This is a genomic window from Acinetobacter sp. ANC_7635 (assembly GCF_056779945.1).
In genome coordinates, this window is the sequence record NZ_JBWYIS010000013.1 from 39,725 (window position 1) to 66,723 (window position 26,999).

The window sequence follows — 26,999 nt, forward strand, 5'->3', positions numbered from 1 at the left end:
ATTATCGGATTAATTCAAGCGAACAGAAGCAGAAGCAAGATCAACTAAATCGTTCGACCTTGAAGCCCGCCCGAATGAATGACTAAAACTTTAGCGTTTTTGGGGAAATAGTTTTGTTGTATAAGATCATGAATGCCAAACATCATTTTTCCTGTATAGACTTGTTCAAGTGGAATACGGTATTCATATTCAAACTTTTCAATAAATTGAATCAGTTCAGGTCGAGTTTTGGCATAGCCTCCGAAGCAATAATCATCAGTGATATGCCAGTTGTTTTTACCCGTCAGTAGTTTTACTTCATCATTCAGAAAATTGCCTTTTAATGCAGAAAATCCAATAATTCTTTGACGGTTTAAACTGCGCTCAATCAATCCTGAAATCGTACCGCCTGTTCCGACAGCACAACAAATGAAGTCAAAGGTCTGATCAGCATCTTTTAAAATTTGTTGAGTGCCCTGAATGGCAAGCGAGTTGGTGCCACCTTCTGGAATTAAATAACTTTCAGGAAAGCGTTGCGCTAAGTGAGCTAAAAACTCAGGATCATTTTTGTGTCGATATGCTTCTCGTGAGATAAAATGCAGCGCCATACCAAAACGTTCTGCGGTGGCTAGGGTGTGATTGCGGGCTGAGTTTTTGAGTTCTTCACCACGAATGATCCCAATAGACTGAAAGCCAAATTGATGCGCAGCAAACGCTGTGGCGGCAATATGATTTGAATAAGCCCCACCAAAGGTCATTACATTTTGAAAGCCTTGACGTTTTGCCTCAATAAAATTGTATTTCAGTTTATAAAACTTATTTCCAGAGATATGTGGATGAATTTGGTCTAAACGGCGAACTGTGATGTTTAAACCATTTAAAGAAATTTCCTGATCTTGAACCTGTTGGGCAATCGTATCAAACATAGTGCGAGCATTTGGTTTTTTAACAGTATAGCGGATTTCGAATCTTAGCTCTTACTCGGAGAAATTGAAAAACAGTGAAAAAAATATGTTTAAAAAATAATCAGAAGTGCTAATCTGAAAGAAAACGGAATTTTGGGAGGGTGGCATGAAGCAATCTCTATCCATTTTATTATTGGGTTTGTTTGTTTTAACGGCCTTAGGCTGTGAGCAGGATTTTCTAAACAAACCAAAAACTGAAGCACGAAGTATGATTATTGCTGGCGTACCTGTACAAGAATGGGACTATCGTCTGTCTCCGCACGAAACTGCATATAATGAAGCACTGTCAGATGATGATTAGCATGACTTGGCTATTTTTATAAAATCAATTGTATTTAATTTATACAGTAAACTAATTCGCTAAAAATAATGAAATAAATAGTGAATAATTTTAATATTTAAAAAAATCACTCAAATAATTAGGGAAATATTCATAAGGCTTCCAAGTAGAATAACGCGATAAATCAATCATCTACTATGGAATTAATGTGGAATCAATTTGGATTTTAGGTTCGATTGCAGCAGCACTTTTACTGGGCGCAATGAGTCCGGGGCCGACTTCAATCTATGTCGCTAAAAATTCAATCGCTATTTCGCGTAAACATGGTTTATTTACTGCACTGGGAACTGGTCTCGGTGCTGCAATTTTTGGTTTATTGGCAGTATTAGGTTTACAGGCATTCTTACTTGCAGTGCCTTCAGCATATTTGGCTTTGAAAATCTGCGGTGGATTATATTTATTGTTTTTGGCTTATAAAATCATTAAACATGCCAAAGATCCAATCGAAGCTGATCATTCTGCATCGCATCCGATGAGTTTACGACGTGCATTTACCACAGGCTTAATTACTCAATTGTCGAATCCTAAAATTGCCATTGTACTTGCCAGTATTTTCACAGCTTTATTACCCAAAGAGATTCCGTTGTATTTTTACTTTGTGTTACCAATGCTGTGCTTTTTTATCGATGCTGGTTGGTGCTCGTTGGTGGCGGTTGCTTTATCAGCAGAAAAGCCACGTGCGGTGTATTTAAAATTTAAGAAAGTATTTGATCGTGGTGCGGGCATTGTGATGTCTGTACTCGGATTGAAGTTGATTTTTGGTGTGAGGTAGATCACATTTTTAATATTGTCTAACAATTTTTATGATCTGACCTGAATTCACATTTGCCAGTCCTGATCAGCTATAAAGAACTGAGGAGAGGTTGTTTAGGGTGTAAACATCTCTCATTGTTTGTGAGTTTGTTATGTATTCTCTCCTCAGTAGTCATTCAAAAAATAAAAGTCTACAACAAAAGTTCTACTATCAATTGGGTCAAATGGCCAAAAACCTTTTGGGTGCAGTAGAGCCAGAAGAACAAGCACTGTTACCACGCGAATATAATTTAGACGCGCATGTTTTTCATCGTCAATTCGCGAGTACGCATTATGGAATTATGATTCCAGATTTGCCTGAGCCTTTTCGATATCTGTCCTATGCTTCTGTCATTGGTGATGTCGGTGCAAAGATAACGCATTTACCCAAGTCGATATCGGGTCTGAGTCCTGAAAATACCGCTACTTTGGTCCATGGAACAGCCTTATCGACAGATGAAGAAGCCTTTCGCATTTATAATATTCAAGACGAAATTGTATTCCATCAAAAGCCATTTAAGGTTGAGTTTGGTCGAGAATCTTTCCTTGCTGAAATTGAAGGGAGTTATCATCTAGTATCTGAACGTGATGATCTGCAAGTTGATCTTTGGTTAACCCCAACGCCTGCCATTACGTGGTTTGCACATAGCATGTTATATCAGCACTTTAGTGTATTGATGCAATATGACGGTCATTTGACCCAACATGGAAAACGTGTTGAAGTTAAAGGACTATGTACACTGGAACATTGGAAAGCAGTCTCAAGCTCAATGTTGCCGAGTCCCATTAAACCGACCACAGGATTGGTGCCGTTAGACAGTTTTAGTTATCAAGTCATCAACATAGATGATGAGTCACAATTGGTCTTGGCCTATATCGGTTTTGCAGGTGAACCTACTTATACTGCCGTGTCTTATCGCCATATTGATGGTACCTCTATCCAATATGATGGTGAGGTTGCTTTTCAAGTGATTGCATTAAAGCCTGATCCGAAAATAACACCTGACGGTTTTGAAATGGAGGTGCCTCAGTCTTTTAGATGGATTGCACATCATCAAGGTGAGAAAGTGTTAGATATTCTTGCGGTGGCAGATACGGAATATTGTTATGGTTTAGCCGCAGGTTATGTGAGTTCTTATCAGTGGAGTGGTTTGCTGAATGGAACTGAACGTAAGGGGCGAGGTTATGTTGAATATATCGACCGAAGACAGAACGTAAATTTAGACACCTAATTTTTGATTTAAATACGCCCTTAAAAAAAGCCTCTAAACGTATTAGAGGCTTTTTAAAATCTTATTTCTTACATTCAGGCTGTGAACGGTCAATTACTTGTGTACCTTCTACACGATAACCAATTTGACCAACAATGAATGCTTGATTCAATTGAGTGATCACCACATCAGAAAGAGCCACAGCGCAACGGTTTTTTTCAATAGCACGATCTACAGCAGTTTTAAAGTTTGGAACCCCTAAAGGGAACAAGACAACTGGGACCTTATCTTCACCTGTTACACGTTCACCTTTCACAAACTGATTTGAGTTAAGATTGTAGTTTTTAGTTGAAGCAACTGTCATATCAGCCATACGAACTGAACAGCCTGTCGCCAATACTGAAGTTGCTGCGATAATTGAAATTAATAATTTTTTCATTAGTTTACCCCCGTTTTTAAGCGAGGGAACTTTAAATAAAAATACTTGAAATTTCAACCATTACGTGACCTTAGTTTAATCTTTAAAGTGAACCGGTATCCATTGGTAGCTTTGTCCATCTTTGGAATAAATGTGCCCAAGCCCCGGGAATGGTAAATGCGGTGCCGCAATCAGCTGTCCGTCTTTAGCATATTCAGCAAAGTGTTTTAAGCGTGTTTCTACGGCTGCTTTTGGATCAATATCGAATTCGATAGCAGTTTCGGGTTTGTCGAACTGCAAAGTATGAGAATGCACAATATCACCAATAAATACCACGTCTTGCTCAGGAGTTTTGAGTTTAAAGCTGTAATGTCCTGGGGTGTGACCAAAAGATGGTTTAAATTGCACATTACCAAAAGCTAAAGATTTGTCAGAAAAAACTTTAATTTTTTGGGCTTTTTCATACGGTGCAAGAGCAGCTTTAATCTTTTCTACTGTACCTAGGAAACCAGCTTGTTTCTCTTTTGGTAGTTTTTTAACCGTATTTAGACTCATCCAGTAATCGTATTCAGTTTTGGCAATATGCAGGGTGGCGTTTGGATAATTCGCTACGCCATTGTTTGAAATACCGCAAACATGGTCAGGGTGTAAGTGAGTGAGGAAGATACCATTCACTTGCGTAGGCTGATAGCCCGATGCTTTGAGGTTGTTATAGATTGAACCTAAATGTGCGCCAAAGCAGCTAGCAGCTCCGCTGTCGACCATGAGTAGTTGGTTGCCTGTATTGATGAGAAAGGCGTTGACTGAGGTTTGTATGCCTTTGTCGTTCACCGCAGCGTATTTCTTTAGGATTTCAGTTTTATCAAAGTCGCTTAAGCCTTTAAACATAGATGGATTGAGATAGTTTGTACCATCGAGTAGGGCGGTGATTTGGGTGTTGCCGATTTGGTGATGGTAGTAGCCAGCGACTTGTTTTTGCGCTGGGATGGGGGGCGATTCAACTGCTTGGGTGGCGATGGCTGTGGTGCTTAGACTTAAAGTAAAGGATAAAGTTCTGAATAGTTTCATAATTCCCTCTTGTTATCTTTAAGATGTTGCTAATAAAATTGTTAAATTAATGTATGAGAATCATCAAGAAATCAATATATTTCGACTCTTAACTGCTATTATATAGCTCTTAACGTAAGGCTCTACTATTTTTATTGGTTCAAAAATATGACGAAATTTAAAAGACTAAAAATTAGAAATTTTAAATCAATAAAGGAAATAGATTTTAAATTCGATCAATTGAATATTTTAATTGGGATGAATGGAGCTGGAAAAAGTACTCTTCTGCAAGCACTAGATTTCATTTCACAAATTATGAAAGGTAGTGTTTCGACTTGGCTTGAAAGTCGTGAGTGGAAATCTGCTGACCTAAACTGTAAGTTGTTAAAAGAGTCTAATATTGATATCGAAGTCGAAATTGAGTTAAAAAGCAATGAAACTCTATTTTGGCAAGCAAGTTTTAATAGAAGTAACCTAAAATGTACTACGGAACGAATTTCTATTAACGAAAATGATGCCTATCAAATTAAGTCTAAAGGTGAACTCCATATTCCTGCATATAAGAAAAGTGGCAGTGATGAGATAAACATTTTGAAATATCAAACTGTTGTCGAATACGAAGGTTCTTTACTTTCAAAATTAAAATTAGTACCTCCAACATTTAACTTTGTATTCAATGAACAGTTACTAGAATTTCGTGAGTTTTTACAAAATATTAAGAGTTTAGAATTGCTAGCTCCAAATTTAATGAGAAAAAGTACTAGAAATAATGAAGACAATCATGTTGGTATAGGTGGTGAAAAATTATCTTCATATCTTTTTAAATTAGATGATAATCAGAAAGAAAATTTATTGGATTTTTTGAAAGATATTTATCCAAATACTTGTAGTTTTGCTGTTAAAAATCAGAATTCAGGTTGGAAAAAATTAATCATTTCAGAAACTAATTCTACTAGTACCATTGAACACCAAGCTAGGCATATTAATGATGGTTTGTTAAGAATTTTAGCAATCCTTGCTCAACTAGAATCTTTACCTAGTTTTCTTATGCTTGATGAAATTGAAAATGGGATAAATCAAGAAATTATCGAAAAATTAGTCAATATAATTTTAGACTCAAAAACACAACTTTTAATCACTACACATAGTCCTTTAGTTTTAAATTACCTTCCTGATGATATTGCAATAAAATCAATAAACTTCGTTTACAGAAGTACTGATGGGAGCACTCATTACAAACGTATCTTTGAAATTCCTAACCTCAAACAAAAATTAGAGATTATGGGCGTTGGTGATGCAGTATTGGATACTAACCTTATTGAGTTAACAAACAGTTTAAATTCTGAAAATTAAAATGATTATATTACTGAGTGGAGAGGGTCCGACGGATCTTGGACATTGTAACTTAAGTATTCCCCAATGTTCTAATGACACAGATGGAAACTTTATTAGTGGTGTATTGACATATATTATTAATGGTATTTTTTCTTCAAAAATGGGTTATTCACTTTTTGATGTGCCTAATTCGTTACATTTTGTTCATAAAACTTATTTATGTGAAAAAGTTAAGAGTGAGTCTGGCGGTAGGAAAATGATGCCTATGCGTGGAGTCAATAAAGCAACAGAAACTAGCTTTTATTATAATAATGCCAGAGCATTAGGCTTGGTTGCATCAGAATTAAGCAATCAAAGTGAATGTCCCGTTATTGCTATATTATTTAGAGACAGTGATGGTACAAGAAGCACACCAGGGAATGATTGGGATAATAAATATAAATCAATGATTAATGGATTCAGTGCATCGGGATATGATTGCGGCGTGCCAATGTTAGCTAAGCCAAAGTCTGAAGCGTGGTTATTAGCTGCTTGTAAGGACGAGCCTTATCAACATTGTCATTTACTTGAAGATGAATCTGGTAATGACAGTTCATCTAACCCACTTAAAGATCAACTTGCTATAAAAATCGGAGGACATTCATCTCAATTATTGATAGATTGGCTTCAAGAAAATTCATACGATCATGAAGCTGTTGCAAATCAAATGCCTAGTTTCCGAGCTTTTTATAATAGGTTCTTGGAAGTATTAGGAATATGCTGCACTCGTTAAGTAAAAGCTTTGAAAACTTATTCATTACTCAATATTAATAAAAAGCCCCTACAACGTAGAGGCTTTTTCTAATTTTAATTAAAAAATTAAGACACTTTATCACCTGGTTTCGCACCAGATTCAGGTGAAATCACCCAAACACCATCGCCATTACCCGCAGCTAACACCATACCATTTGAAATACCAAAACGCATCTTACGTGGAGCAAGGTTTGCCACCATCACCACCAATTTGCCTTTTAAGTCTTCAGGTTTGTAGAACTCACGAATACCGCTAAATACGTTACGTGGCTCAGCTTCACCAACATTTAAAGTGAGTTGTAAAAGCTTGTCAGAACCTTCAACGTGAGCGGCTTCAAGAACTTCAGCCACACGTAGGTCAACTTTCATAAAGTCTTCGATGCCAATGATTTCAGCTTCACCCACTTTCGGTTCAGCTTTCTTCTCTTTGGCTTTTTCTTTTTTCTTTTCAGCTTTTGGTGCTTCAGCAGGTGCAGCTAAAGAATCTTTAGATGCATCGACCATAGCAGCAACCGCTTTCGGGTCTACACGTTGCATCAATGGTTGGAACAATGCAATTTCATGTGCAACCAAAATTTGCTTACGAGATTCAAAGTTAAAGCTGTCTAATTGTAGGAACGCTTGAACTTGCTCTGCCAAAGTTGGCAATACAGGCGCAAGGTACACCGCCAATTGACGGAATAGGTTAATACCCACTGAACACACATCATGAACTTGTTGTTCTACACCTTCAATCTTCGCTAAAGCCCAAGGCTTTTTCTCATCGATGTATTGGTTGGCTTTATCTGCAAGCGCCATGATTTCACGAATGGCAGTTGAGAATTCACGTGATTCGTATGCTTGCGCAATTGAATCACCAGCATCAATAAAGCTTTGAACCAATTCAGGCTCTGCACATGTAGCAGACAATTTATTGTTAAATTTCGTGTTAATGAATTTCGCACAACGACTTGCGATGTTCACCACTTTACCAACAAGGTCAGAATTCACTTTTTGAACGAAATCATCAAGGTTCAAGTCAGAATCTTCAACTTTGTCAGAAAGTTTAGACGCAAAGTAGTAACGTAAATATTCAGGGTTTAAATGCTCTAAATACGTTTCCGCTTTAATGAACGTACCACGAGATTTTGACATCTTCTGACCGTTTACAGTCAAGAAACCGTTTACGAATAGGCTTGTCGGTGTACGGTAGTTGGCACCTTCAAGCATTGCAGGCCAGAACAATGCGTGGAAATACACGATGTCTTTACCAATGAAGTGATACACCTCATTTTTAGAATCTTTTTTCCAATAGTCATCAAAGCTTAAGTCAGGACGTTTAGTTTTGATGTAATTTTCAAAGCTCGACATATAGCCGATTGGCGCATCCACCCAAACATAGAAGTATTTGTTTGGGGCATCAGGGATTTCAAAACCGAAGTAAGGCGCATCACGAGAAATATCCCAATCCGACAAACCTGCTTCAAACCATTCATCTAACTTGTTGGCAATCGACACAGGTAAACGACCTTCGTCACGTGTCCATTTTTGTAGGTATTCACCAAAGTTCGGTAGTTTAAAGAAGTAGTGATCTGAAGATTTCTCAACAGGAGTCGCACCGCTTAAAGTCGATTTTGGATTGAGTAATTCAGTTGCGTTGTAGGTTGTGCCGCAGACTTCGCATGAGTCGCCGTATTGATCTTCCGCTTTACATTTCGGGCAGGTGCCTTTAATAAAACGGTCTGATAAGAACATGCCTTTTTCAGGGTCAAACAATTGCGTTACAGGGCGCACCGCAATATTGCCTGCTTCACGGTTCTTAATATAAATCTCAGAAGCGCGAGCTTGGTTTTCAGCGCTGTTGGTTGAATCGTAATGATCGAAATCAACCTTGAAGCCGGCAAAGTCACGCTCATGTTCTTTTTGTACATTGGCAATTTGCTGTTCTGGAGTAATACCGTTGGCTTCAGCACGTAGCATAATTGCTGTGCCGTGAGCATCGTCCGCGCAGACATAAGTCACGTTATGACCCATTGCACGCATCGCACGTACCCAAATATCTGCTTGGATATAACCGAGTAAGTGACCCATATGGATCGGGCCATTGGCGTATGGAAGGGCGTTAGTGACTAAGATATTACGCACGGATCTGACTCTCTCATTCGTATTTTATGCAATGGGCGATAATTTTACATGAGATAGGCGAGACTTGCATGAGCCTTTTGATGAATTCTTATTTATTAACAAAGTTAGAGCACGTGGAAAGGCTACTTTGTTACAGACTTATCAGGGATAATAGATATCCTGCTATTCACCTGAGTGTTTGACCATGTATGACGATTTTGATGATTATGAAGATGAGCAACCTGTAAAACGCATCAAATCGAATGTGCAGGGCTTACCAACTCTGGGTAAGCAAATTCTTAATCAGGCACAGGATTATCTTGATCAAATCTCGCAAGGCGAACATACACTTTTAGTCAATCATTTACGTGAACTTGCCCAGCAAGATGAATATTTTAATGTGCTTGCCGATCAGTTGGATCAACCTGTCGGTTCGAAAGTTGCCAATGATGCGTTAAACTTGATGCACTTTTGGCAACAAATTCATGCTTATGAAGATGTGCAAAGTTTTAACTTACTTGATGTTATTAACACTGAAGCTTTTCAAAAAGATGTGTTGACCGCTTTCGATGCTATGCAGATCGATGAGCAGAATAAAGCCTTGCGTCGTCCTGTGATTATCGAAGCTTTTAAAATGTATAAACTCGGCTGTTATGCAGGTTGTGTGCCTTTACTCTATGCACAGTTGGAAGGGCTGTTGACAGATGTGCTGATTCAACAAGCATTCTTAAAACAAAACGGCACCAAGTTTGTCGATGTTTATAAAATTGTACCGGGTTTGAAAGGCAATGAAATTAAGAGCCTTTGGCATAAATCTAAGATAGCCATTGAGCTTAATCCATACTTTGCAGAACTCGCGGCTTATAAAATGGATTCAAGCTCGAATGTGACCGCGACACGTCATAATATTTTGCATGGCACGGATGTCGAGCATTTCACACAAGCACGAAGCTTTATTTTATTTATTTGGTTGTTTTCTGCATTGAACTTTATGTCGAGTATTCGCTCCTAAATTCATCATTTTAAACTCAAAAGTTACAGCGTAGTGTTGTTCTACATCATCATGTGAGAAATTGTAGTGATTTGAAACATTTACGATGAGCACTGCAAATCTTCGATATAACTTAGATTCACTATCAAAGCGATAAAGAGGATTGAAGATGTCGAATAATAAAATTGATGACTTAAAAAACAAAGCTTCAGAACTCGGCGATGATCTGAAATTGAAGGCGAAAGAAGCTGAGCTGAAAGGCGAGAAAGCATTGGATCAAGTGAAGCATGGTGCAGCAGAAGCCAAGCTTGAAGGTGAAAAAAAACTGAATGATCTTAAACATGATACGCAGCAAAATTCTTCTGAAGCGCATTCAACTTTAGATGATTTAAAACATAAAGCGGTAGATTTAAAAGAGCAAGCAGCAGATAAATTGCATGAACTGAAAGATCAAGCGAGTGAAAAATTTGCGGATCTTAAAGCAAAAGCATCAGAGAAAATTGATCAACTGAAAAAGTAAATTGATCACAAAAAAGCTCATCATCAGATGAGCTTTTTTTTAATTTTTTCTAATCCATTCGATTTTTCTAATTTCATTATTCACCACAGTAAAGGTGTAAATCAGATCATGAAATTCGTAGGTATAGCTATAAGCCGTAAAACGATTTTTTCCTTCTTTCCATTCATAATGTTGTGTTGAAGTCGGCGTCTGCTTCATGTGTGAGCTTAATTTTGCATAAGAGTCACCTAAGCTGATGATTTGTCCTGAAGGAGTACGAAAACTTCGGGATTCATTGGCGGCATAGCCTAAAATTGGTAGAAGGAGCATTGTGCTCATTAAGGCAGTTATTGAGCATGTTTTTAATTTAAGTTTCAGATTTCTTTGTTTTAAAGACATATCGAAGTGTTATCTTGGTTTTATATTCTTTTCAATTTTAATTTGAAAAATTCTCTATTGTGTTGCTATTTGTTGAAAGCATGAATCACTTGCAACATGAATCAAGGCGTTTAACAGTGAAATCAAGTTTATAGCCTTTATCAATGACAGCATTCGCAATACGCCAATAAAAATAATAAAAAAGCTGACTAATTTAGTTGGAATTCGACTAACATATTTCTAATCAAACGGGGATCAATATATTGTTGCTTAACCTTGTTGATATTTCTCGTTAAACTATTCCTTTATCAGTTTCTGTCCAGACTTGGAGTACGGTATGTCGTGGCTTTCTTCACTCAAATCTGTTTTTTCACCCTCAAAGGAGGTGAATGAAGAGGCTGTACAACACGTATTACAACACTACGTTTTGCCGAATTCTGACAATTTTTTGAAAGATCGAATCACACAGGTCAATGTTGAAGGTGATGTACTGCAAATTACCATTAATACCGTGCCAAGTGAAAAAGATCAGTTACAGCAAATTCACGATGAACTCGCTGATGCTTTGGAAAAGTGTGGGATTAAAGAGCTGAATATGCATGTCATTCAGCAGAAAACAGGAAGTCATGCTCAACAACAAGGTGGTTGTGGGCACAACCATGCAGCAGGTGAAAGCTGTTCAAGCAAAAAAGCCGAAGCCCCAAAATCCAATCTGCCTCCTGTTGTAGATGCATCTGCAAGCCAAGATGCGGTAAAACAAGCGAATGCGAATTACCAACCTCAACAAGAAGAAGCCCCGATTCAAAAAGCTGCACCACAGCAACGTGATGTACCTAAGCATCCACGTATCCAGAACGTGATTTTAGTTTCGTCAGGTAAGGGTGGTGTAGGGAAATCAACCACTACGGTAAATTTAGCTCTGGCATTACAAAAGCTCGGGCTGAAAGTAGGTGTGTTGGATGCAGATATCTATGGTCCAAGTATCCCAACGATGCTTGGCAATGCCGGTAAAACCCCAATGATCGAGGCAGAACATTTTGTACCGTTGGATGCTTTTGGTATGGCGGTGTTGTCGATTGGTCATCTGACAGGAGATCACAATACTCCTGTGGCTTGGCGTGGTCCAAAAGCAACAGGCGCATTGATGCAACTGTTCAACCAAACCCTTTGGCCTGATCTTGATGTATTAATGATCGACATGCCACCAGGAACAGGGGATATTCAATTAACTCTGGCACAACGTATTCCAGTGACCGGTGCAGTGATCGTGACGACACCACAAAATGTCGCATTGATGGATGCGACCAAAGGTATTGAATTGTTTAACCGTGTTCAAATTCCTGTGATGGGCGTGGTGGAAAATATGTCGACACATATTTGTTCAAACTGTGGCCATGAAGAGCAAATCTTTGGTACTGGTGGTGGCGATAAGTTATCGGAACAATACGATATTCCATTACTTGGACGTTTACCATTGAATGCGAAAATCCGAGAGCATGCCGATGAAGGTAAACCATCTGTATTGATTGGTGATGATGCAGCAGATAGTTATATTGAAATTGCACAGAAGATTGCAGCTGCATTGCCTAAAGCTGAAAGAGATCAAAGTCGGATTTTCTAACTATTTGAAAAGACTCAATGTTAAACCTGTCTAAGTCTTACTTAGGCAGGTTTTTTTGTTGACCGTTCGTCGTTTTAGGATTATTTACTCTAATTTTTCTACCTAAAATATTTTGTGAAATTTCACGTTATATGGGTATAGAAATGCGTTCAATCACTGCAATGAAGATGGTTATGATTTCTCTCATTCTGTCAACGACAGCTTCTGCTGCTATTATTCCTTATGTTGATTATCCTAAAGAATTCCAAAAGAAATCTTTAAATATTCAGGTTCAAGAAGCTGAACAACAGTCAAATTAATACTTGAACTTAGCATCACAGCGTGAATGGACTGTGATGCTGAATTTCATCGATGAAGAACGTGCTATAAGCATTTTTGCAAGAGTGCATCATGTTTTTCGTTTCGATTACATTGTGTGACTTCAGAGTTATAATTTAAATGACAAACTAACCTGATGAAAAATATTACAAAAAAAATTGTGTTTCATTCTTGAGAAATTTTCACACAAATAATATTTTGCCAATTGAAATAATCCTGATTAATCTGAGCGCATTATCAGCGAGGTCATCCTATGATTTCATGGCTCTTTATTGCGTTGGTTACCACGATTTTATTCACACCCGGACCAACCAATACTTTACTTGCATCTTCAGGTATACAGGTAGGTATTAAAAAGTCATTTCGCTTAATACCCGCGGAAGCATTAGGCTATCTTATTGCCATCACTGCATGGGGATTTTTAATTGGTCGTGTCACCACTCATTTGCCAATTTTGCCAGTGATATTAAAATTATTTAGTTCATTCTATATTATCTATCTGGCCATCAAATTATGGCGCACTGCCAACGTAGAGCATCAGTTGAATCAGCCCACCATCAAAGCTTCTGAATTATTCTGTGCAACTTTACTAAATCCTAAAGCTTTGCTTTTTGCCTCGGCTATTTTCCCTGCAATTGTTTGGGTGAGTGTAGATTATTATATTGCGCACATGTTGATGTTTATTTTATTGATCCTACCCATCGCTTTTATTTGGACACTCATTGGGTCGCTGTTAGCCAATAATAAAATTAAGTGGGTAAACCAGTCCAATATGCAAAAAACAGCATCCTTAGTCCTGATGAGTTTCTCAATTCCAATGAGTTATTCGGCATTGTTAAGTCTTTAAGATGATTCACCGCAGCAGACTGAACAGGAATACAAATCGTGGGTTATTTCCATTGACGGGGTTTTCAGTTAAAGTACAGCGCAGTAATTGAATATGTATTCTGGGAATAAATAAATGGCTATTAAGTCTGATCGTTGGATTCGCGAAATGAGCGAAAAACACGGCATGATTGAACCGTATGCAGAAAACCAAGTTCGTTTAGATGAAAATGGTCAAAAACTCATTTCATATGGCGTTTCAAGCTATGGTTATGATGTTCGTTGTGCGCGTGAGTTCAAAGTGTTCACAAACGTTCACTCTGCTATTGTTGACCCAAAAAATTTCGATGACAAAAGTTTTATCGATATCGAAGCTGACGTGTGTATTATTCCACCTAACTCATTTGCGCTTGCTCGTACAGTAGAATACTTCCGTATCCCACGTAATGTCTTGACGGTGTGTTTAGGTAAATCAACCTATGCGCGTTGCGGTATTATTGTAAACGTGACGCCACTTGAGCCTGAGTGGGAAGGTCATGTGACCTTGGAATTTTCAAATACAACCAATTTACCTGCACGTATTTATGCTGGTGAAGGTGTTGCTCAAATGTTGTTCTTTGAGTCAGATGAAGTGTGCGAAACATCTTATAAAGATCGTGGTGGAAAATATCAAGGTCAAACAGGTGTAACTTTACCTAAAACCTAAGTATTGAATTGTAAGACTTCATGCAAAAAGCAAACTCAATGAGTTTGCTTTTTTTATAAGTATTTGAAAAATTGAATTTATTCATTTATCGGAAAAAATGCCAACCCAATCGCAATTTTTTGCAAATTCTACTTCATTTATATACTATAAACTGTGATGTAATCTTAATATTAAAAGAGAAGCATGGAATTCTTCTCTGAACAATTAAAAATATAAATATGGTGCAAGGCATCGTATACGGGAAGGTCGAGATGGCACTTAATTATACGAACATATTTAATCAGACTTTACTTGCAAGTTTAATGACGCTTACTACGGTTTCGGTCTATGCATTGCAGCCTCTTTCGGATGAAAATTTAAGTGCGACGACTGGTGAGGGTGTCGCCATGATTCCTCAAGATGCTTATTTTGTTTTTCAAGGGGAAAATTCAACTGCGGCAGATTTAATGAATCGCCAAAAAGATACCGGATATATTCATCTCATTCCAGTGGGTCCTTTAACGGATGCGGCATTGGATACCAATAAAAATGGAACAGTAGGGTCAGAAGATCATTCCGTGGGTAAGGCTGATTTGTTCGTGTATGGTCTCGCATTATCTAAATCTGATAATAATCACAATACGCGCTTAGCTGCGACAGATAAAGATGCACGTATAGGATCATGGGGAACAGCAACCAATCCATGGCTACTTCGAGTCGGTACTGAAAATCAGGTTCCAAATTTTGATTTAAATAAAACATGTATAAGTAATGATCCTAGCTGTCAGGTTCCATTCTTGACGCTTGAAGCTCCATTAATGGACACAGTTCGTCCTACGGATGCAGCCAATGGTCTTGATGCTTACAGATTGAAGATGGCCATGTGGGCGGATGCTTTTGTTCTTGATCCATCTCGTAAAGAAGGGGATCCACTACTTTACCAATTGGGTGAAAAAGCAGGAACGAGTAATGCGGATCGTGCTAATCGACTTCGTTTACAGGCCATTTGGAATAATTTTTCCATTAATGGAAGTAATATAAAAATCTTTCAAACTTTAAATGGTGCAAGTAACCAAGCAGGCATGAGTGCATTTTATAACAACACCTTGGGTGTTGCTGGACTTGTGCGTTTGAACTCAGGTGATGGTCAAAATCTGACGACGGGGAATAAAACAGCCAATATTCTTAGACTGAGTACGCGTGAAACATCAGACACTCCTAATTTACAAACCCCTGCCATCAACAATACTCTGGCACCAGTATTTGATGCCAATGAGGGTATCTTTATTCATAATTTGAATGCCAATATCGTATTGGGTTCACTCTATCAGCCTTTGATTCTAGGCTCTGATGGTAAAAACTTTAGTTTGGAACTCACGCGTATTCCAAATAAACCTGAAATTTATAAAAAAATATACACAGATTATAGCAATCCAAACTCGACAGAATATGCGGGCTCAACCTGTAACTTTTATAAATGTGGTAACAATGGTTTGAATGGCTATCAAGGGACGAATGCAACACATAGCAGTATCACTATTGGAAGTACTTCTTATAACGCTGCGAATAATACTTTAAGTGCTTATAAAGGATCAGATGCAGTAGGTATAAGTTTTGGTGCAGTCAATCCAATTCTCCAAACGCCTAATGCCGCATTGCCAGCATCAAATTTTAAAAATATGGGTTCTGCGGTCATTGATGGTGTTCTTATTCAGCATATGAAAATCACCACAAAAGGATTATAGGAGAGCATTCATGAAAAATTCATTAGTCGCTGTCCTATTCAGTGTTATAGCATCAATGACTTATGCACTTGAGCCCATGTCAGATGAAGCTTTAAAAAATGTTGAAGGACAAGCTGGAGCTGATCTCTCATTAAAACTTTCTTTAAACCAAAAGTTAGTGACTGAGAATAATGTTCAACGATATGTGTTTGATGATGCACTGTGTAAGGATGTGGAATATTGTCGTCTCGCGCTTGCTGTCAATAATCGCTATATCAAAGATGGTCAAGCAAGTAGTACAGATGGTTTTAAATTATGGCTTGTTTTTAAAGGGATTCAGGGCACTCTAAATATTCAAAAGATTGGCTTGGATGGTGTAGATCTCAGCTATAAAAATGATTCTGGTACTGATCAGCTTAAAGCAGCGATGCAACTGAGCTTTGATGCATCTAAGCCAATTCAAATTCGTAATTTTGGTTTTGATGCTTTGGCTTTTGGTCAGGATAAATTTACCAGCAATGCCACCACTGAGGGTGTAGGAACAAGTCCTGCTGACTATGGTTACCTGCAAGTGACACGTTATGATTCATTTAACGCTCCTCGTTCTGCATATGACCATGGGCGAGAAACTGGTTTTATGGGTTTAAAAATGAATGGTAATTTAGCTGTTCAGGGTAAAGTCATGATGTTTGGTTGTGACGGCAGTCACCAGCGTTGTTGAAATTAAACATGCATAAGGAAATGTGATGAACAATAAAAAATATTATCACAGCTCATTGCTGGTTATGAATGCATTAAGCCTGAGTATCTTGCTTACAAGTGGTCATGCCATGGCTTTAGAAGTGATGCATGATGAAGCTTTGCGAAATGTAAATGGTCAAGATGGTGTGCATATCTCGACAACATTGACTGAAGCCAATATGGAACAGGTCTATTGGCAAGATCAAGCAGGTCGTGGCAGTAGTGGAGCAACCAATAATACATTGCAGGCAACAGCAGATAATGTCTCTATTCGAAAAAGTAATGTATCTAATCAAACATTAGGGGCAGATATTAAAATTAATGCTGGAAGCAATGCGAACCAAGTAGGTTTAGACTTCAATGCCAGTGTGACACCTGCTTTAGTGACCATGAATAATCTCAGAATTTGTGATAACGAGAGTTCAAGCCGTTGTAGTTTTTCAATGGGTCAATTGGCTTTACAAACCACTTCGAATACTGATTTATCGCTTAGAACGATTCACGGATTATTCAGCAAAGAGAATCTTAGCGAAATCGCACTAGGGATTAAAAATGCCAATATCTATTTAGGGCAGACTGACGCACGAAACCAACTCAACCAACTTGTTTTAAACAACTTCAATTTCAACTTCAAAGCACGTGGTGCCATGTTTGTGGATGAAGTTGAGGGATTGAGAATGCAGTCGAATACACGTACAGGGTCGACAGATAATGTTGCCGGTATGAGTAGTACCCCTAATGATAATTTGGGTTATGTGGATTTAAACCGTGTTGCAAATTCGGCTTCAAAAAAAGCAGGATTTATTAACACAGGAACCTATGGCAATGGTAAGTCAGGTGCTGAGGGTGAAACAACAAACTCAGGTCTAAATATTGAAGTAATGTTGAATAAGAACGTGAGTTCAAATGATCCATATGCTTTAAATAGCAATACGAATAATCCCCAAGGAGCTAAAGGTCTCATCCGTGTAGGTGCCAGCGGGCGAATGGTCAATTCATCGTTGCAATTTCGTGGTACAAAAGGCAATGAAAGTGTTTTAGGAAATGCCAATAGTCCAACGGCTTCATCAAGTAATAGTGTGATTGGTGATTCTGGAATTGGATTCCGTATGAAAGCTGACTTTACCAAAGACAATGATTCAATGCTCGGAAGTGATGGACAAGCAACGACTTTAGAAATTGGTGGGGCAGGTCTAAATGCATACGGTTTTGAGTTTAGTAACTTAACAGGGTTAAGACCAAATACTCGAGCATCTTTTGACAGTGGTAATGTGTATCTCAATTTAGCCGATACAAAGACACTGCGCTTACCTGAAAACGAAGTGTTCCAAAAAAGTCGTTTTGGTAATGGAAGTTATTTAACCTTAGCAACTGATTATCAGCACCAAATTCATAATGCAGTAACAGGTGATAATCCATACAGCTTGATTGCTGCGATTCGTGGTGCTGAATTTCAGTCTATTTCCCGCCGTGGACGTTTTACCAATAGTGCAGGAACACCAGCAGCTAACTTGTTTGCGAATACAAATGTTAAAAATGAGTGGGGCTTGGCACTACCTTTTTATAATCTAAATGCCAATCTTGCTTTATATGGGACATCGGTTCGTGCAGATCAAGCTTTTTATTACACTTTAGCAGGCTCCGATGTTGTTAAAAACATGATTGCTACAGCGGGTAATACCTCAAGAATTGGTTTGTCTTTTGCACTGAGTACTTCTGGTGTAGATCGCGCTAATAGTCAACCACTAGGCAATAAAACCACGTCAATTTTAGTGGTTGATGGCGGTAAGGTGGGCAGTGGAGATACGGCAACATCAACCGATTACTATATGGGTTTACGTAATATTGATCTGTACGCGAAGGGTACAGGAAATATGGGCGTAGAAAATGGTAGTGTAAATGTCAGCTTGCGCGATATGTTGATTGTTCTATCAACAGAAGTTGCTGCGGGATATCTGCCAGGTACGATTTATAAAACCTGTAAATTAAATAGTGGAGCAGCAGGATGTGCTACGCGAAGTTCATCACCAGACAACAATTTTGCTTTAGCTGATGATGTGATGTTTGTGGTGAAATCACGTCTTGGTGGTGATGTTGATTTTTCTTTAATTCCAAATAATGCTGCTGAAGATGGTCAGAACTTAACTTTTGTAGGTGAATTAGAGCTGAAAGGTGACAATAACACCTTGCAAATTACCGATCCTCATAATGGTTCAACACTTGGTTTAGACCGTTTGACAGGTAAAATTGCATTTAATAATGCATTGGTTGTTAGTAAAGATCACAATGGTGCGGGACAATTTGGTGTGAATGCTGCCTTGATGTTCAATCCTCAAAAGACAACTTCAGGTGTTTTTAGAGCAAGAGACATCAACTTCTATCCGCCAACTGTAGGTGCTGGCGCTCGTTTAGGTGAATTGGCTATTACTGGCGGTCGCTTGAATAGTGAATTGCGTATTACACCTCGAAATTAATAAGTAAAAATGGAAAGTTGAGGGATAAACTCATGAATATGATAAAAACAAAACGATTCAGTTTACTTATTTTGACTGCTGCGGTCGGTTTTCCATGTTTTGCTATGCAACCATTAGATGATCAGTCTCTTTCATCTACTACTGGTCAAGATGGGATTAGTATTGGTATTGGAATGGATAAGATCGAGTTCACACAGGCTGCGATCATTGATCAAGACGGAATTAAAGATCCAATATTAGGAAAAAATTATTCACAAGCTGCTGGCTTAGTGGTCGCAGGTCCAACTGGTAATCCAATTCAGGTTCAATTTTTAGGTTATACCCCTGGTTCGTCTACAATCAATGCAAAAATTGATACAGATGGAGGCAATGGCACGCCATTTGCCAATATAAGTATCACTTTTGCGGAGCAAATTACGGGGTTTAAATTGAGTCCATTCGCACTCTATATCGCCAGCAGTAATCAGGTGTCTAGTGCTACACAAACTAAATCGATTTATAATGATCTAAAGCAATTGGTGCCCGGTGTCGCTAAAATTTTAGAAATAGGCAGTGCTGATCGAAACTTTGAAATTACATTAAATCAATCCCAACGTCCTCAGATCAATGTTCAATTAGGAAATGTGCCTCAAGGCTACATGGTCCAGTTTGGAGGCGCAATTCAATCAATCTGTGGCACAGGCTCAGGCTGTCCTATTGCATTCGTATCTGGTAATTCTTCTGCAAAATTCGATTTTCAGGCTAAAGCTACTGATCAAAACAATGGTTTTTCATTATCTGGTTTCCATGCAGGTGTTGCACCTTCAGGTATTTACATCGGAAATACAGGACAATCTAGTAAAATGAATGTTGGTCTCAACAAGGTGATGTTGGGACGTGAGGGGGCGAGTAGTCCGACGGTCTTTAATGGTTTAGCGAATGGCTCAATGGGGAGCTTTGGGGCTATTGGTACATCTGTGAAAGATTTGAAAGTGAATATCAATGGTCTATAAAAAATCCCGCGAATAGCGGGATTTTTTATGCTCAAATTATTGGGCGATTTTAGCGAGTATTTCTTCTTTACTCAGGTTGCTTGATTCAGTATCAGAACGACCTTTGTACTCAAAAGTACCAGCATCTAAACCTTTTTCACCGATAACAATACGGTGCGGAATACCTGTAATTTCGATATCAGAGAATTTAACGCCTGGTCGTTCATCACGGTCATCTAAAAGCACGTCATAACCAGCAGCTTGAAGTTCTGCATAAAGTGCTTCAGCAGCCTCTACAGTACGAGGAGATTTATGAGCATTCATCGGAACGATTGCGACATGGAAGGGTGCGATAGCAGCAGGCCAAATAATTCCTTTTTCATCGTAATTTTGTTCAATGGCAGCCGCGACTACGCGAGTCACCCCAATACCATAACAACCCATTGTTACAGTGAATGGTTTACCATCCTTACCTAATACTTTGCAGCCCAAAGCTTCAGAGTATTTTTGACCTAATTGGAAAATATGACCAACTTCAATACCACGTTTAATTTGAAGTACACCTTTACCATCTGGAGATGGATCTCCCTCAACAACATTGCGAAGATCATAAATTTCAGTGAATTGAGCATCACGCTCCCAGTTCACACCCGTCGCATGTTTGCCTGATTCGTTTGCACCTGCAACAAAATCAGACAATACTGACGCTGCTCGGTCAACGATGACATTAATCCCTTTTTCGACTAAACCTTGAGGACCAACAAAACCAGCGGTTAAGCCTAAAGCACTCAGTTGTTCTTCAGTTGCAAATGCAAGTGGTGATGCAATCAGCGGATGTTTCTCAGCTTTGATTTCGTTTAGCTCATGGTCACCACGAAGGAACAGTGCCACGACAGGCGCAGTTTTACCTTCTTCAGCGACTCCTTGTACCAACAAAGCTTTGACAGACTGTTTTGCATCGGTACCTAAGAAAGCAGATACATCAGCTATAGTCTTTTGATTTGGTGTTTCAATAATTTTTAATTCTTGAGTTGGTGTAGCACGTTCACCTACAAGAATCGCTTCAGCCATTTCAATATTGGCTGCATAATCTGATTCAGTTGAGAATGCAATATCGTCTTCACCGCTTGATGCCAATACATGGAATTCATGCGAACCTGAACCGCCAATTGAACCTGTATCCGCCTGTACTGGACGGAAGTCTAAACCTAAACGAGTAAAAATACGGCAATAGGCATCGTACATCGTTTCGTAAGTTTCTTGTAATGAAGCTTGATCTGCATGGAATGAGTAAGCATCTTTCATCACGAATTCACGAGAGCGCATAACGCCAAAACGAGGACGCACTTCATCACGGAATTTAGTTTGAACTTGGTAAAAATTAGCGGGTAATTGTTTATAACTTTTGAGTTCGTTACGTGCTAAATCAGTAATGACTTCTTCATGTGTAGGACCGAGAACAAAAGGGTTGTTGTGACGGTCATTAAAGCGTAAAAGTTCTGGACCATATTGCACATAGCGACCAGATTCTTCCCATAAACTTGCTGGTTGGGTCACAGGCATCAATACTTGTAGTGAACCAGCACGGTCCATTTCTTCGCGAACAATCGCTTCGACTTTATTTAACACACGTACGCCCATTGGCAACCAAGAATATAATCCTGAAGCCAATTTACGAATCATACCCGCACGAAGCATCAGCTGATGAGAGATTACTTCAGCATCACTTGGGGTTTCTCTTAACGTTGCAAATAAAAAGCGACTCGCGCGCATGGAATTTGTCCTAATAATGAGCGTTAAAGCATAAGATTATACGATAAAAAATGAGGTGAGCATTTTGAATGACACCTCATGACAATTCTCTACATTATGACATGAATTTTCGTGTTTGACGCACCATAAAATTCTTAAAGTCATCTAAGTAAGTAAAGATAACGGGAACCACAACTAAGGTCAGCAGGGTGGATGTAATGACGCCCCCAATGACAGCATGCGCCATCGGAGCACTTTGTTCACCTCCTTCACCCAAGCCTAATGCCAATGGCACCATACCCATGACCATCGCACTCGTGGTCATCAGAATGGGTCTAAGTCGTGTTTTACCTGCAGCAATAATGGCATCAAAACGTGTCTCACCGCGATCAATAGCTTTCTTAATAAAGTCAATGAGGAGAATCGCATTCTTGGTTACTAATCCCATTAACATGATGATGCCAATAATGGAGAATAAATTCATTGTTGAGTTAAATAAGAATAATGCAAGGAATACTCCGACCAATGACAATGGTAATGAGGCCATGATCGCCGCAGGATGAATAAAACTATTGAATTGAGAGCCTAAAACAATATAGATAAATACAATAGAAAGTGTAACGGCTGTAACAGCGTACCCAATCGATTCTTCCATATCTGCGTTTGCACCTTGTGTTTCAAAACCATAGCCAGCAGGCATCTCGAAGTTATCTTGCAATGCTTTAATATCTCGACCAATATCACCTGCAGGTCGACCTGAAGTATTGGCTTCAACCATGACTTCACGTGCTAAATCACGACGGTTGATTTGAGATGCACCATAACTTTCTTGTGTGCTTGTTACGCTTGAGAGCGGAACCAAGATAGGTTGATTATTCGCATCCACTTTTTGCGATTTTAAATATAAATTATTGATGTCACTTGGAAGCGTACGTTGATCTTCAGAGAGGCGCAAATTGACATCATAGGTTTCACCTTTTTCGTCTTTCCACGTCGTTACATCATCACCAGCAAGGAGAGGGCGGATCACATTGGCAATTTGGCTGACTGATAATCCTAAATCGTTTGCAAGTACACGATTTACATGCACTTCAAGGGTAGGTTTAGGCTCTTTGAGCGAGCTTTCTAAATCGACGACACCATCAATTTTTGCCATTTCCACCATGAAACGATCAGAAATTTTTTGTAATTCATCTAGCTCAGGTCCTTTGATGGAAATCATGACAGGCTTTTGACCACCAGACACAGTTTCATCTGCTGAAGCAATAGAGGTGAGGGTAATACCCGCCACTGTTTGTAGTCGATCACGAAACTCATTGGTTAAATCAGTCAGTGTCTGAGAGCGCTCTTGACGAGGACTTAAACTGACTCGGATGCTTACATGGTTTTTCCCGCGATCAGTCACCCCATTAATAACGCCGTACGTTCCTTTAACTTCTGGATGCTGTCGAATAATAGATTCAACTTGTTTTAACTTTGCCTGAGAGTATTCGAGTGAAGCATCTACGGGCGTTTCAAATTTGATCCGAATTTCACCTTTATCTGGAACAGGTACAAACTCTGTTCCCACCATTTTCGATAGCGCGAGCGCGCCAAACAGTGAAGCAACAGCAACGACAATTGTTAGAAAGCGGAATCTTAGTGCCAGTTTTAGCAGCTTCTCGTACACTTCATTTAATGAATCAAGTTTATTTGAGATCCCATTGAAGAAGCGTTTCAATGCGCTCGGTTTTTTATTTGGATGATGACGTTCAGCCCAGTGAGCTGAGAGCATTGGATCGAGCGTAAAACTGACAAACATTGAGATCAGTACAGCGGTACTTACTGTCACGCCAAATTGGTAGAAGAAACGACCGATAATACCGCCCATGAATGCAACTGGTAAGAACACCGCAACAATGGTCAAAGTGGTTGCGAGAACTGCCAGCCCAATTTCTTTGGTTCCATCTAAAGCAGCAGTCACATGATCTTTCCCCATATCAGCATGGCGGACAATATTTTCACGTACCACAATTGCATCATCAATAAGAAGACCAATACTTAAAGACAGGGCAAGAAGAGTCATCATATTGATGGTAAAACCAAAAGCCCAAATGAACGTTAATGTGCCGAGTAGGGCGATTGGCAGGGTAAGGCCTGTAATAATCGTCGATCTAAATGAACCTAAAAACAGTAGAACGATGACAACCGCAAGTACACCACCTTCAATAATTGTACGGGCAACATCACCAATACTTGCTCGTATGCCTCGAGATGTATCGACAACTACTTTCAATGTTGTCCCTTGCGGGAGTTGTTGTTCTATACGGTTTAGTGTTTTATAAGCCGCATCTACAACATCAATTACATTTGAATCAGAGCTTCTGAGAATATCCAACGCGACAGCATTTTGACCGTTAATGAATGCACTCGACTCGAGTTCAGCTTGGCTGTCGTAAATTTCAGCTACTTGTTTTAAGTAGATTGGCGTGCCATTTTTACTCGCGACGATGAGATCCCCAAAGGATTGGGGATGAATTACTCTTGATTTAATTTCAACAACCAGCTCTGAATTTGACTGTTTGAGTGTGCCCCCAGGGACTTCAATGTTTTCGCCTTTTAGTGTGTTAATGACTTGATCAACGCCAACACCAAGACTTTGTAATTTTTGTGGATTAACTTCAATACGAATTTGACGCTGCGAGTCACCTAGCAGGTTAACTGTACCTACCCCACGAACAGTTCTCAATTGAGGAACAATTTTTTGATCTAAATAAGAGCTGAGCTCTCGGAGTGACATATTCTCAGACTCAAATACCACCGACATGATGGCACCTGCGGAAGGATCATAGCGCTCAACAATAGGATCAGTAATTTCATCACGAAATTCAGCTGTCACTGGCGCAATTTTGTCTCGAATATCTTGAGCTGCAACGGTTGAAGGAACATCCAAATTAAACTCAGTGATAATTGTAGAGAGTCCTTCACTTGACTGCGATATCACTTGTTTAACACCTGAGATCGTATTGATCTGATCTTCCATCTTTTTGGTAATTTCAGATTCAACAGTTTCAGGAGAAGCACCTGGATAAGTGGTATACACGACCACAAATGGGAAATCGACATCAGGGAATTCTTCAACTCCCATTCGTTGCCATGATGATAAGCCCAATACCATCAGGCATAGCATCATCATGATCGTAAAGACAGGATATTTCACACTGATTCGAGTTAACCACATAGTTCAGATCCTGTCTTACTTTGAAGCAATTGAGACTGTTTTATTTAAGTCATCATTGTTAAACTTAATTCTACTGATGTAATCCGTTGGCTGAAGACCACTGATCATTGCAATATTCTCGTTGGGTTGTCGATCCAAAATTTGAATATTGGCTTTCTGAATTTTCTGATCACGGATGATCCACAAATAAGGTTTGCCATCTGCATCTTGAATAGTATCAAGCGGAACTTTTTGTCCTTGAATCTGCTTTGTATCTAAGATGAAACCTTCGACAAAAGCACCAATACTCAGTGAATTGATTGATTCATTCGGTTGAGCAAAAAACTCAACCTGACGACTGATTTGATCGGCCATTGGGGAAATGCGTGTTAACTTGGCAGTATAATTTTGGGTAGCCCCTTGAATTTTATATTCAATGTTGTTTCCAATGTTGAGCGCATGTTGAGATTCGACAGGGAGTTTTGCTTGAATCTCCAATTTTTGTGGATCTACGATTTCAAATAATGTTTGACCCATTGAAACGGTTTGACCAGGTTCGACTTGACGTTTGGTAATTACGCCAGAAATGGGGCTACGAATTAATCCATCAGCATCGGCTTTCAGTGCGATATCCACATTTGCTTGCTGAGCTCGTACAGTTTCGAGTTGAGCTTTATGCTCCACTTGACTTTGTTCATATTCAACCTTAGAAATAAATCCTTGATCATAAAGTCGTTTTTTTCGAGTGACCATATTTGCAGCTTGTTGTGCCTGCGCTTGTGCAGAAGCAAGATTAGCGCGAGCTTGTGCGAGTCGGGCTGCATTATCTTGATTATTTAAACGTACCAAGACTTGTCCTTTACTCACCCTTTCACCAACTTGTACAGAGACTTGACTAGCAGTGGCAGTCACTTGCGCTTGAATTGTACTTTGATTCACAGCGCGTATGGTGCCTGTGAAAGCAAATTTCAGATTTGAGACTCCATTTTCAACTTTGACTAAGTCCTGTTGTATTAATTCAATTTTTTGAGGGGTAGATGAGGTTGGCTGTACACTTTCGTCATTTTTTTGACAAGCGGCTAAAAGACAACTCGTACACAGCGTTCCTAATACGAGATATTTCTTAAACTGACTGCTGTGTAGAGTCGCATTCGGCATGTGATAATTCCTTTCCATTCAGACAAACTCTTCTTTATTCAAGAGTTTTTAAGCGCTTGATAATATTGTCGTATTGTGACTGAGTATTTCGATAGTTTGTTTGTAAAGATTCAATATTTTTTTGGATATTACTCATATTCTGCGCATTATAAGTGATTCGATCTTGTAAGTTTTTAGGGACAGGATTCCCTTTTTTGATATAGGTCTGTTCCTGCTTTTTAAACAATATTCGATCTTGCTCCAGTTGTTGGTACTGTTGTTTTTGAAAGGTGATTTGTTTGTTGATGTTTTTCAACATATCATCACGTTTGTTCGCAGCCACTTTACTAGAACCATAAGCACGTTTTAAGCGTAGATCTTGTTCATGTTGTTTGGCTTGTTGCGTACGTACAGCACTTTGTTGCTGTTCTTTATCGGCATCATAAGGTCGATTTTTTTTAATCACTTGCATATTACGGTCAAGTGCTTCATAACCGTGACGAATATGCTCGGGTGTTACCGAGCTACTAATATTAGCTACGCCATTTTTATCATAATAACGATACCAAGACGGTTTGGTCACTGTGGTATTAGCAATTGCTTCACTGATAAATAAACCAAATGTCATCATGATCACTAAGAATGTTTTATGATGAAGATGCTTTAACCCAATTCTTGATTTGTGCGAAAGATTAAACATTG

General features: G+C 39.0%; 23 protein-coding genes and 1 pseudogene. 15 read left to right on the forward strand and 9 right to left on the reverse strand.

Annotation, left to right across the window (positions count from 1 at the left end; genetic code table 11):
* Window positions 1-44: 44 nt before the first annotated feature.
* Complete coding sequence (locus AC1M89_RS12490) at window positions 45-905, reverse strand: 1-aminocyclopropane-1-carboxylate deaminase/D-cysteine desulfhydrase (RefSeq protein WP_481596338.1); 861 nt, start codon at window positions 903-905, stop codon at window positions 45-47.
* 145 nt (window positions 906-1,050) lie between these two features.
* On the opposite strand from AC1M89_RS12490, the gene AC1M89_RS12495 reads away from it, so the two are divergent.
* The 3 genes from AC1M89_RS12495 to AC1M89_RS12505 all read left to right on the forward strand — a co-directional run bounded on the left by AC1M89_RS12495 (window position 1,051) and on the right by AC1M89_RS12505 (window position 3,308).
* A complete protein-coding gene (locus AC1M89_RS12495; protein ID WP_481596337.1) occupies window positions 1,051-1,245 on the forward strand; it encodes an NF038215 family lipoprotein in 195 nt (64 codons plus the stop codon).
* A gap of 187 nt (window positions 1,246-1,432) precedes the next feature.
* Window positions 1,433-2,056, forward strand: a complete 624-nt coding sequence (locus AC1M89_RS12500) for a LysE family translocator (protein ID WP_481596336.1) — start codon at window positions 1,433-1,435, stop codon at window positions 2,054-2,056.
* A 133-nt stretch (window positions 2,057-2,189) separates the two neighbouring features.
* The gene (locus AC1M89_RS12505; protein WP_481596335.1) at window positions 2,190-3,308 is read left to right on the forward strand and encodes a DUF6670 family protein; all 1,119 of its coding nucleotides are present in this window, start codon (window positions 2,190-2,192) and stop codon (window positions 3,306-3,308) included.
* Window positions 3,309-3,369: 61 nt separating this feature from the next.
* Here AC1M89_RS12505 and AC1M89_RS12510 read toward each other — a convergent pair whose 3' ends face one another.
* Complete coding sequence (locus AC1M89_RS12510) at window positions 3,370-3,726, reverse strand: hypothetical protein (protein WP_035267298.1); 357 nt, start codon at window positions 3,724-3,726, stop codon at window positions 3,370-3,372.
* Window positions 3,727-3,801: 75 nt separating this feature from the next.
* On the reverse strand, window positions 3,802-4,773 hold the full coding sequence (locus tag AC1M89_RS12515) for an MBL fold metallo-hydrolase (protein WP_481614271.1): 972 nt from the start codon (window positions 4,771-4,773) through the stop codon (window positions 3,802-3,804).
* A gap of 147 nt (window positions 4,774-4,920) precedes the next feature.
* On the opposite strand from AC1M89_RS12515, the gene AC1M89_RS12520 reads away from it, so the two are divergent.
* Together AC1M89_RS12520 and AC1M89_RS12525 are read left to right on the forward strand one after the other, a co-directional pair.
* A complete protein-coding gene (locus tag AC1M89_RS12520) occupies window positions 4,921-6,105 on the forward strand; it encodes an AAA family ATPase (RefSeq protein WP_481614272.1) in 1,185 nt (394 codons plus the stop codon).
* 1 nt (window position 6,106) lies between these two features.
* Window positions 6,107-6,859 (forward strand): hypothetical protein, encoded by a 753-nt coding sequence (locus AC1M89_RS12525; RefSeq protein WP_481614273.1) that lies wholly within the window; start codon window positions 6,107-6,109, stop codon window positions 6,857-6,859.
* 86 nt (window positions 6,860-6,945) lie between these two features.
* On the opposite strand, the gene metG is transcribed toward AC1M89_RS12525, so the two are convergent.
* A complete protein-coding gene (gene metG / locus AC1M89_RS12530) occupies window positions 6,946-9,003 on the reverse strand; it encodes a methionine--tRNA ligase (RefSeq protein ID WP_481614274.1) in 2,058 nt (685 codons plus the stop codon).
* Between the two features lie 184 nt (window positions 9,004-9,187).
* Here metG and AC1M89_RS12535 point away from each other — a divergent pair, with 184 nt between their 5' ends.
* Complete coding sequence (locus AC1M89_RS12535; RefSeq protein WP_481589080.1) at window positions 9,188-9,994, forward strand: hypothetical protein; 807 nt, start codon at window positions 9,188-9,190, stop codon at window positions 9,992-9,994.
* Between the two features lie 148 nt (window positions 9,995-10,142).
* Window positions 10,143-10,493 carry a hypothetical protein gene (locus AC1M89_RS12540; protein ID WP_481589081.1) on the forward strand — a complete coding sequence of 117 codons (351 nt, stop codon included), beginning with the start codon at window positions 10,143-10,145 and terminating at the stop codon, window positions 10,491-10,493.
* Between the two features lie 39 nt (window positions 10,494-10,532).
* On the opposite strand, the gene AC1M89_RS12545 is transcribed toward AC1M89_RS12540, so the two are convergent.
* Complete coding sequence (locus tag AC1M89_RS12545) at window positions 10,533-10,802, reverse strand: hypothetical protein (protein ID WP_051586621.1); 270 nt, start codon at window positions 10,800-10,802, stop codon at window positions 10,533-10,535.
* A gap of 385 nt (window positions 10,803-11,187) precedes the next feature.
* On the opposite strand from AC1M89_RS12545, the gene apbC reads away from it, so the two are divergent.
* The 8 genes and pseudogenes from apbC (at window position 11,188) to AC1M89_RS12585 (ending at window position 20,230) form a co-directional block, all read left to right on the forward strand.
* Window positions 11,188-12,471, forward strand: a complete 1,284-nt coding sequence (gene apbC / locus AC1M89_RS12550) for an iron-sulfur cluster carrier protein ApbC (RefSeq protein ID WP_481587283.1) — start codon at window positions 11,188-11,190, stop codon at window positions 12,469-12,471.
* Between the two features lie 143 nt (window positions 12,472-12,614).
* Window positions 12,615-12,770, forward strand: coding sequence for a hypothetical protein (locus tag AC1M89_RS12555; RefSeq protein ID WP_155756999.1), 156 nt, complete (start codon window positions 12,615-12,617; stop codon window positions 12,768-12,770).
* A gap of 272 nt (window positions 12,771-13,042) precedes the next feature.
* Complete coding sequence (locus AC1M89_RS12560; RefSeq protein ID WP_180028060.1) at window positions 13,043-13,636, forward strand: LysE family translocator; 594 nt, start codon at window positions 13,043-13,045, stop codon at window positions 13,634-13,636.
* Window positions 13,637-13,750: 114 nt separating this feature from the next.
* A complete protein-coding gene (gene dcd, locus AC1M89_RS12565) occupies window positions 13,751-14,320 on the forward strand; it encodes a dCTP deaminase (protein ID WP_004694514.1) in 570 nt (189 codons plus the stop codon).
* Window positions 14,321-14,538: 218 nt separating this feature from the next.
* Window positions 14,539-15,948 (forward strand): annotated as a pseudogene (locus AC1M89_RS12570) (hypothetical protein); the annotation flags it as partial.
* 106 nt (window positions 15,949-16,054) lie between these two features.
* On the forward strand, window positions 16,055-16,744 hold the full coding sequence (locus tag AC1M89_RS12575) for a hypothetical protein (RefSeq protein WP_481608999.1): 690 nt from the start codon (window positions 16,055-16,057) through the stop codon (window positions 16,742-16,744).
* 25 nt (window positions 16,745-16,769) lie between these two features.
* Window positions 16,770-19,238, forward strand: a complete 2,469-nt coding sequence (locus tag AC1M89_RS12580; RefSeq protein ID WP_481614275.1) for a DUF6160 family protein — start codon at window positions 16,770-16,772, stop codon at window positions 19,236-19,238.
* A 32-nt stretch (window positions 19,239-19,270) separates the two neighbouring features.
* Window positions 19,271-20,230: a DUF6160 family protein gene (locus AC1M89_RS12585; RefSeq protein ID WP_481614276.1), complete on the forward strand. Its 960-nt coding sequence runs from the start codon at window positions 19,271-19,273 to the stop codon at window positions 20,228-20,230.
* Window positions 20,231-20,266: 36 nt separating this feature from the next.
* Here AC1M89_RS12585 and AC1M89_RS12590 read toward each other — a convergent pair whose 3' ends face one another.
* The 4 genes from AC1M89_RS12590 to AC1M89_RS12605 all read right to left on the reverse strand — a co-directional run bounded on the left by AC1M89_RS12590 (window position 20,267) and on the right by AC1M89_RS12605 (window position 26,997).
* Complete coding sequence (locus AC1M89_RS12590; RefSeq protein WP_481614277.1) at window positions 20,267-21,982, reverse strand: proline--tRNA ligase; 1,716 nt, start codon at window positions 21,980-21,982, stop codon at window positions 20,267-20,269.
* A gap of 94 nt (window positions 21,983-22,076) precedes the next feature.
* A complete protein-coding gene (locus AC1M89_RS12595; RefSeq protein WP_481589084.1) occupies window positions 22,077-25,181 on the reverse strand; it encodes an efflux RND transporter permease subunit in 3,105 nt (1,034 codons plus the stop codon).
* Between the two features lie 15 nt (window positions 25,182-25,196).
* A complete protein-coding gene (locus AC1M89_RS12600) occupies window positions 25,197-26,318 on the reverse strand; it encodes an efflux RND transporter periplasmic adaptor subunit (protein WP_481614278.1) in 1,122 nt (373 codons plus the stop codon).
* 34 nt (window positions 26,319-26,352) lie between these two features.
* Window positions 26,353-26,997 carry a hypothetical protein gene (locus AC1M89_RS12605; protein ID WP_481614279.1) on the reverse strand — a complete coding sequence of 215 codons (645 nt, stop codon included), beginning with the start codon at window positions 26,995-26,997 and terminating at the stop codon, window positions 26,353-26,355.
* Window positions 26,998-26,999: the final 2 nt, after the last annotated feature.

Excerpts from the sequence above, each read along its gene's own strand:
- AC1M89_RS12490 (WP_481596338.1), bottom strand. The coding sequence starts at position 905 with ATGTTTGATACGATTGCCCAACAGGTTCAAGATCAGGAAATTTCTTTA.
- AC1M89_RS12495 (WP_481596337.1), top strand. The coding sequence starts at position 1,051 with ATGAAGCAATCTCTATCCATTTTATTATTGGGTTTGTTTGTTTTAACG.
- AC1M89_RS12505 (WP_481596335.1), top strand. The coding sequence starts at position 2,190 with ATGTATTCTCTCCTCAGTAGTCATTCAAAAAATAAAAGTCTACAACAA.
- AC1M89_RS12510 (WP_035267298.1), bottom strand. The coding sequence starts at position 3,726 with ATGAAAAAATTATTAATTTCAATTATCGCAGCAACTTCAGTATTGGCG.
- AC1M89_RS12515 (WP_481614271.1), bottom strand. The coding sequence starts at position 4,773 with ATGAAACTATTCAGAACTTTATCCTTTACTTTAAGTCTAAGCACCACA.
- AC1M89_RS12520 (WP_481614272.1), top strand. The coding sequence starts at position 4,921 with ATGACGAAATTTAAAAGACTAAAAATTAGAAATTTTAAATCAATAAAG.
- AC1M89_RS12525 (WP_481614273.1), top strand. The coding sequence starts at position 6,107 with ATGATTATATTACTGAGTGGAGAGGGTCCGACGGATCTTGGACATTGT.
- AC1M89_RS12535 (WP_481589080.1), top strand. The coding sequence starts at position 9,188 with ATGTATGACGATTTTGATGATTATGAAGATGAGCAACCTGTAAAACGC.
- AC1M89_RS12540 (WP_481589081.1), top strand. The coding sequence starts at position 10,143 with ATGTCGAATAATAAAATTGATGACTTAAAAAACAAAGCTTCAGAACTC.
- AC1M89_RS12545 (WP_051586621.1), bottom strand. The coding sequence starts at position 10,802 with ATGCTCCTTCTACCAATTTTAGGCTATGCCGCCAATGAATCCCGAAGT.
- apbC (WP_481587283.1), top strand. The coding sequence starts at position 11,188 with ATGTCGTGGCTTTCTTCACTCAAATCTGTTTTTTCACCCTCAAAGGAG.
- AC1M89_RS12555 (WP_155756999.1), top strand. The coding sequence starts at position 12,615 with ATGCGTTCAATCACTGCAATGAAGATGGTTATGATTTCTCTCATTCTG.
- AC1M89_RS12560 (WP_180028060.1), top strand. The coding sequence starts at position 13,043 with ATGATTTCATGGCTCTTTATTGCGTTGGTTACCACGATTTTATTCACA.
- dcd (WP_004694514.1), top strand. The coding sequence starts at position 13,751 with ATGGCTATTAAGTCTGATCGTTGGATTCGCGAAATGAGCGAAAAACAC.
- AC1M89_RS12575 (WP_481608999.1), top strand. The coding sequence starts at position 16,055 with ATGAAAAATTCATTAGTCGCTGTCCTATTCAGTGTTATAGCATCAATG.
- AC1M89_RS12580 (WP_481614275.1), top strand. The coding sequence starts at position 16,770 with ATGAACAATAAAAAATATTATCACAGCTCATTGCTGGTTATGAATGCA.
- AC1M89_RS12585 (WP_481614276.1), top strand. The coding sequence starts at position 19,271 with ATGAATATGATAAAAACAAAACGATTCAGTTTACTTATTTTGACTGCT.
- AC1M89_RS12590 (WP_481614277.1), bottom strand. The coding sequence starts at position 21,982 with ATGCGCGCGAGTCGCTTTTTATTTGCAACGTTAAGAGAAACCCCAAGT.
- AC1M89_RS12595 (WP_481589084.1), bottom strand. The coding sequence starts at position 25,181 with ATGTGGTTAACTCGAATCAGTGTGAAATATCCTGTCTTTACGATCATG.
- AC1M89_RS12600 (WP_481614278.1), bottom strand. The coding sequence starts at position 26,318 with ATGCCGAATGCGACTCTACACAGCAGTCAGTTTAAGAAATATCTCGTA.
- AC1M89_RS12605 (WP_481614279.1), bottom strand. The coding sequence starts at position 26,997 with ATGTTTAATCTTTCGCACAAATCAAGAATTGGGTTAAAGCATCTTCAT.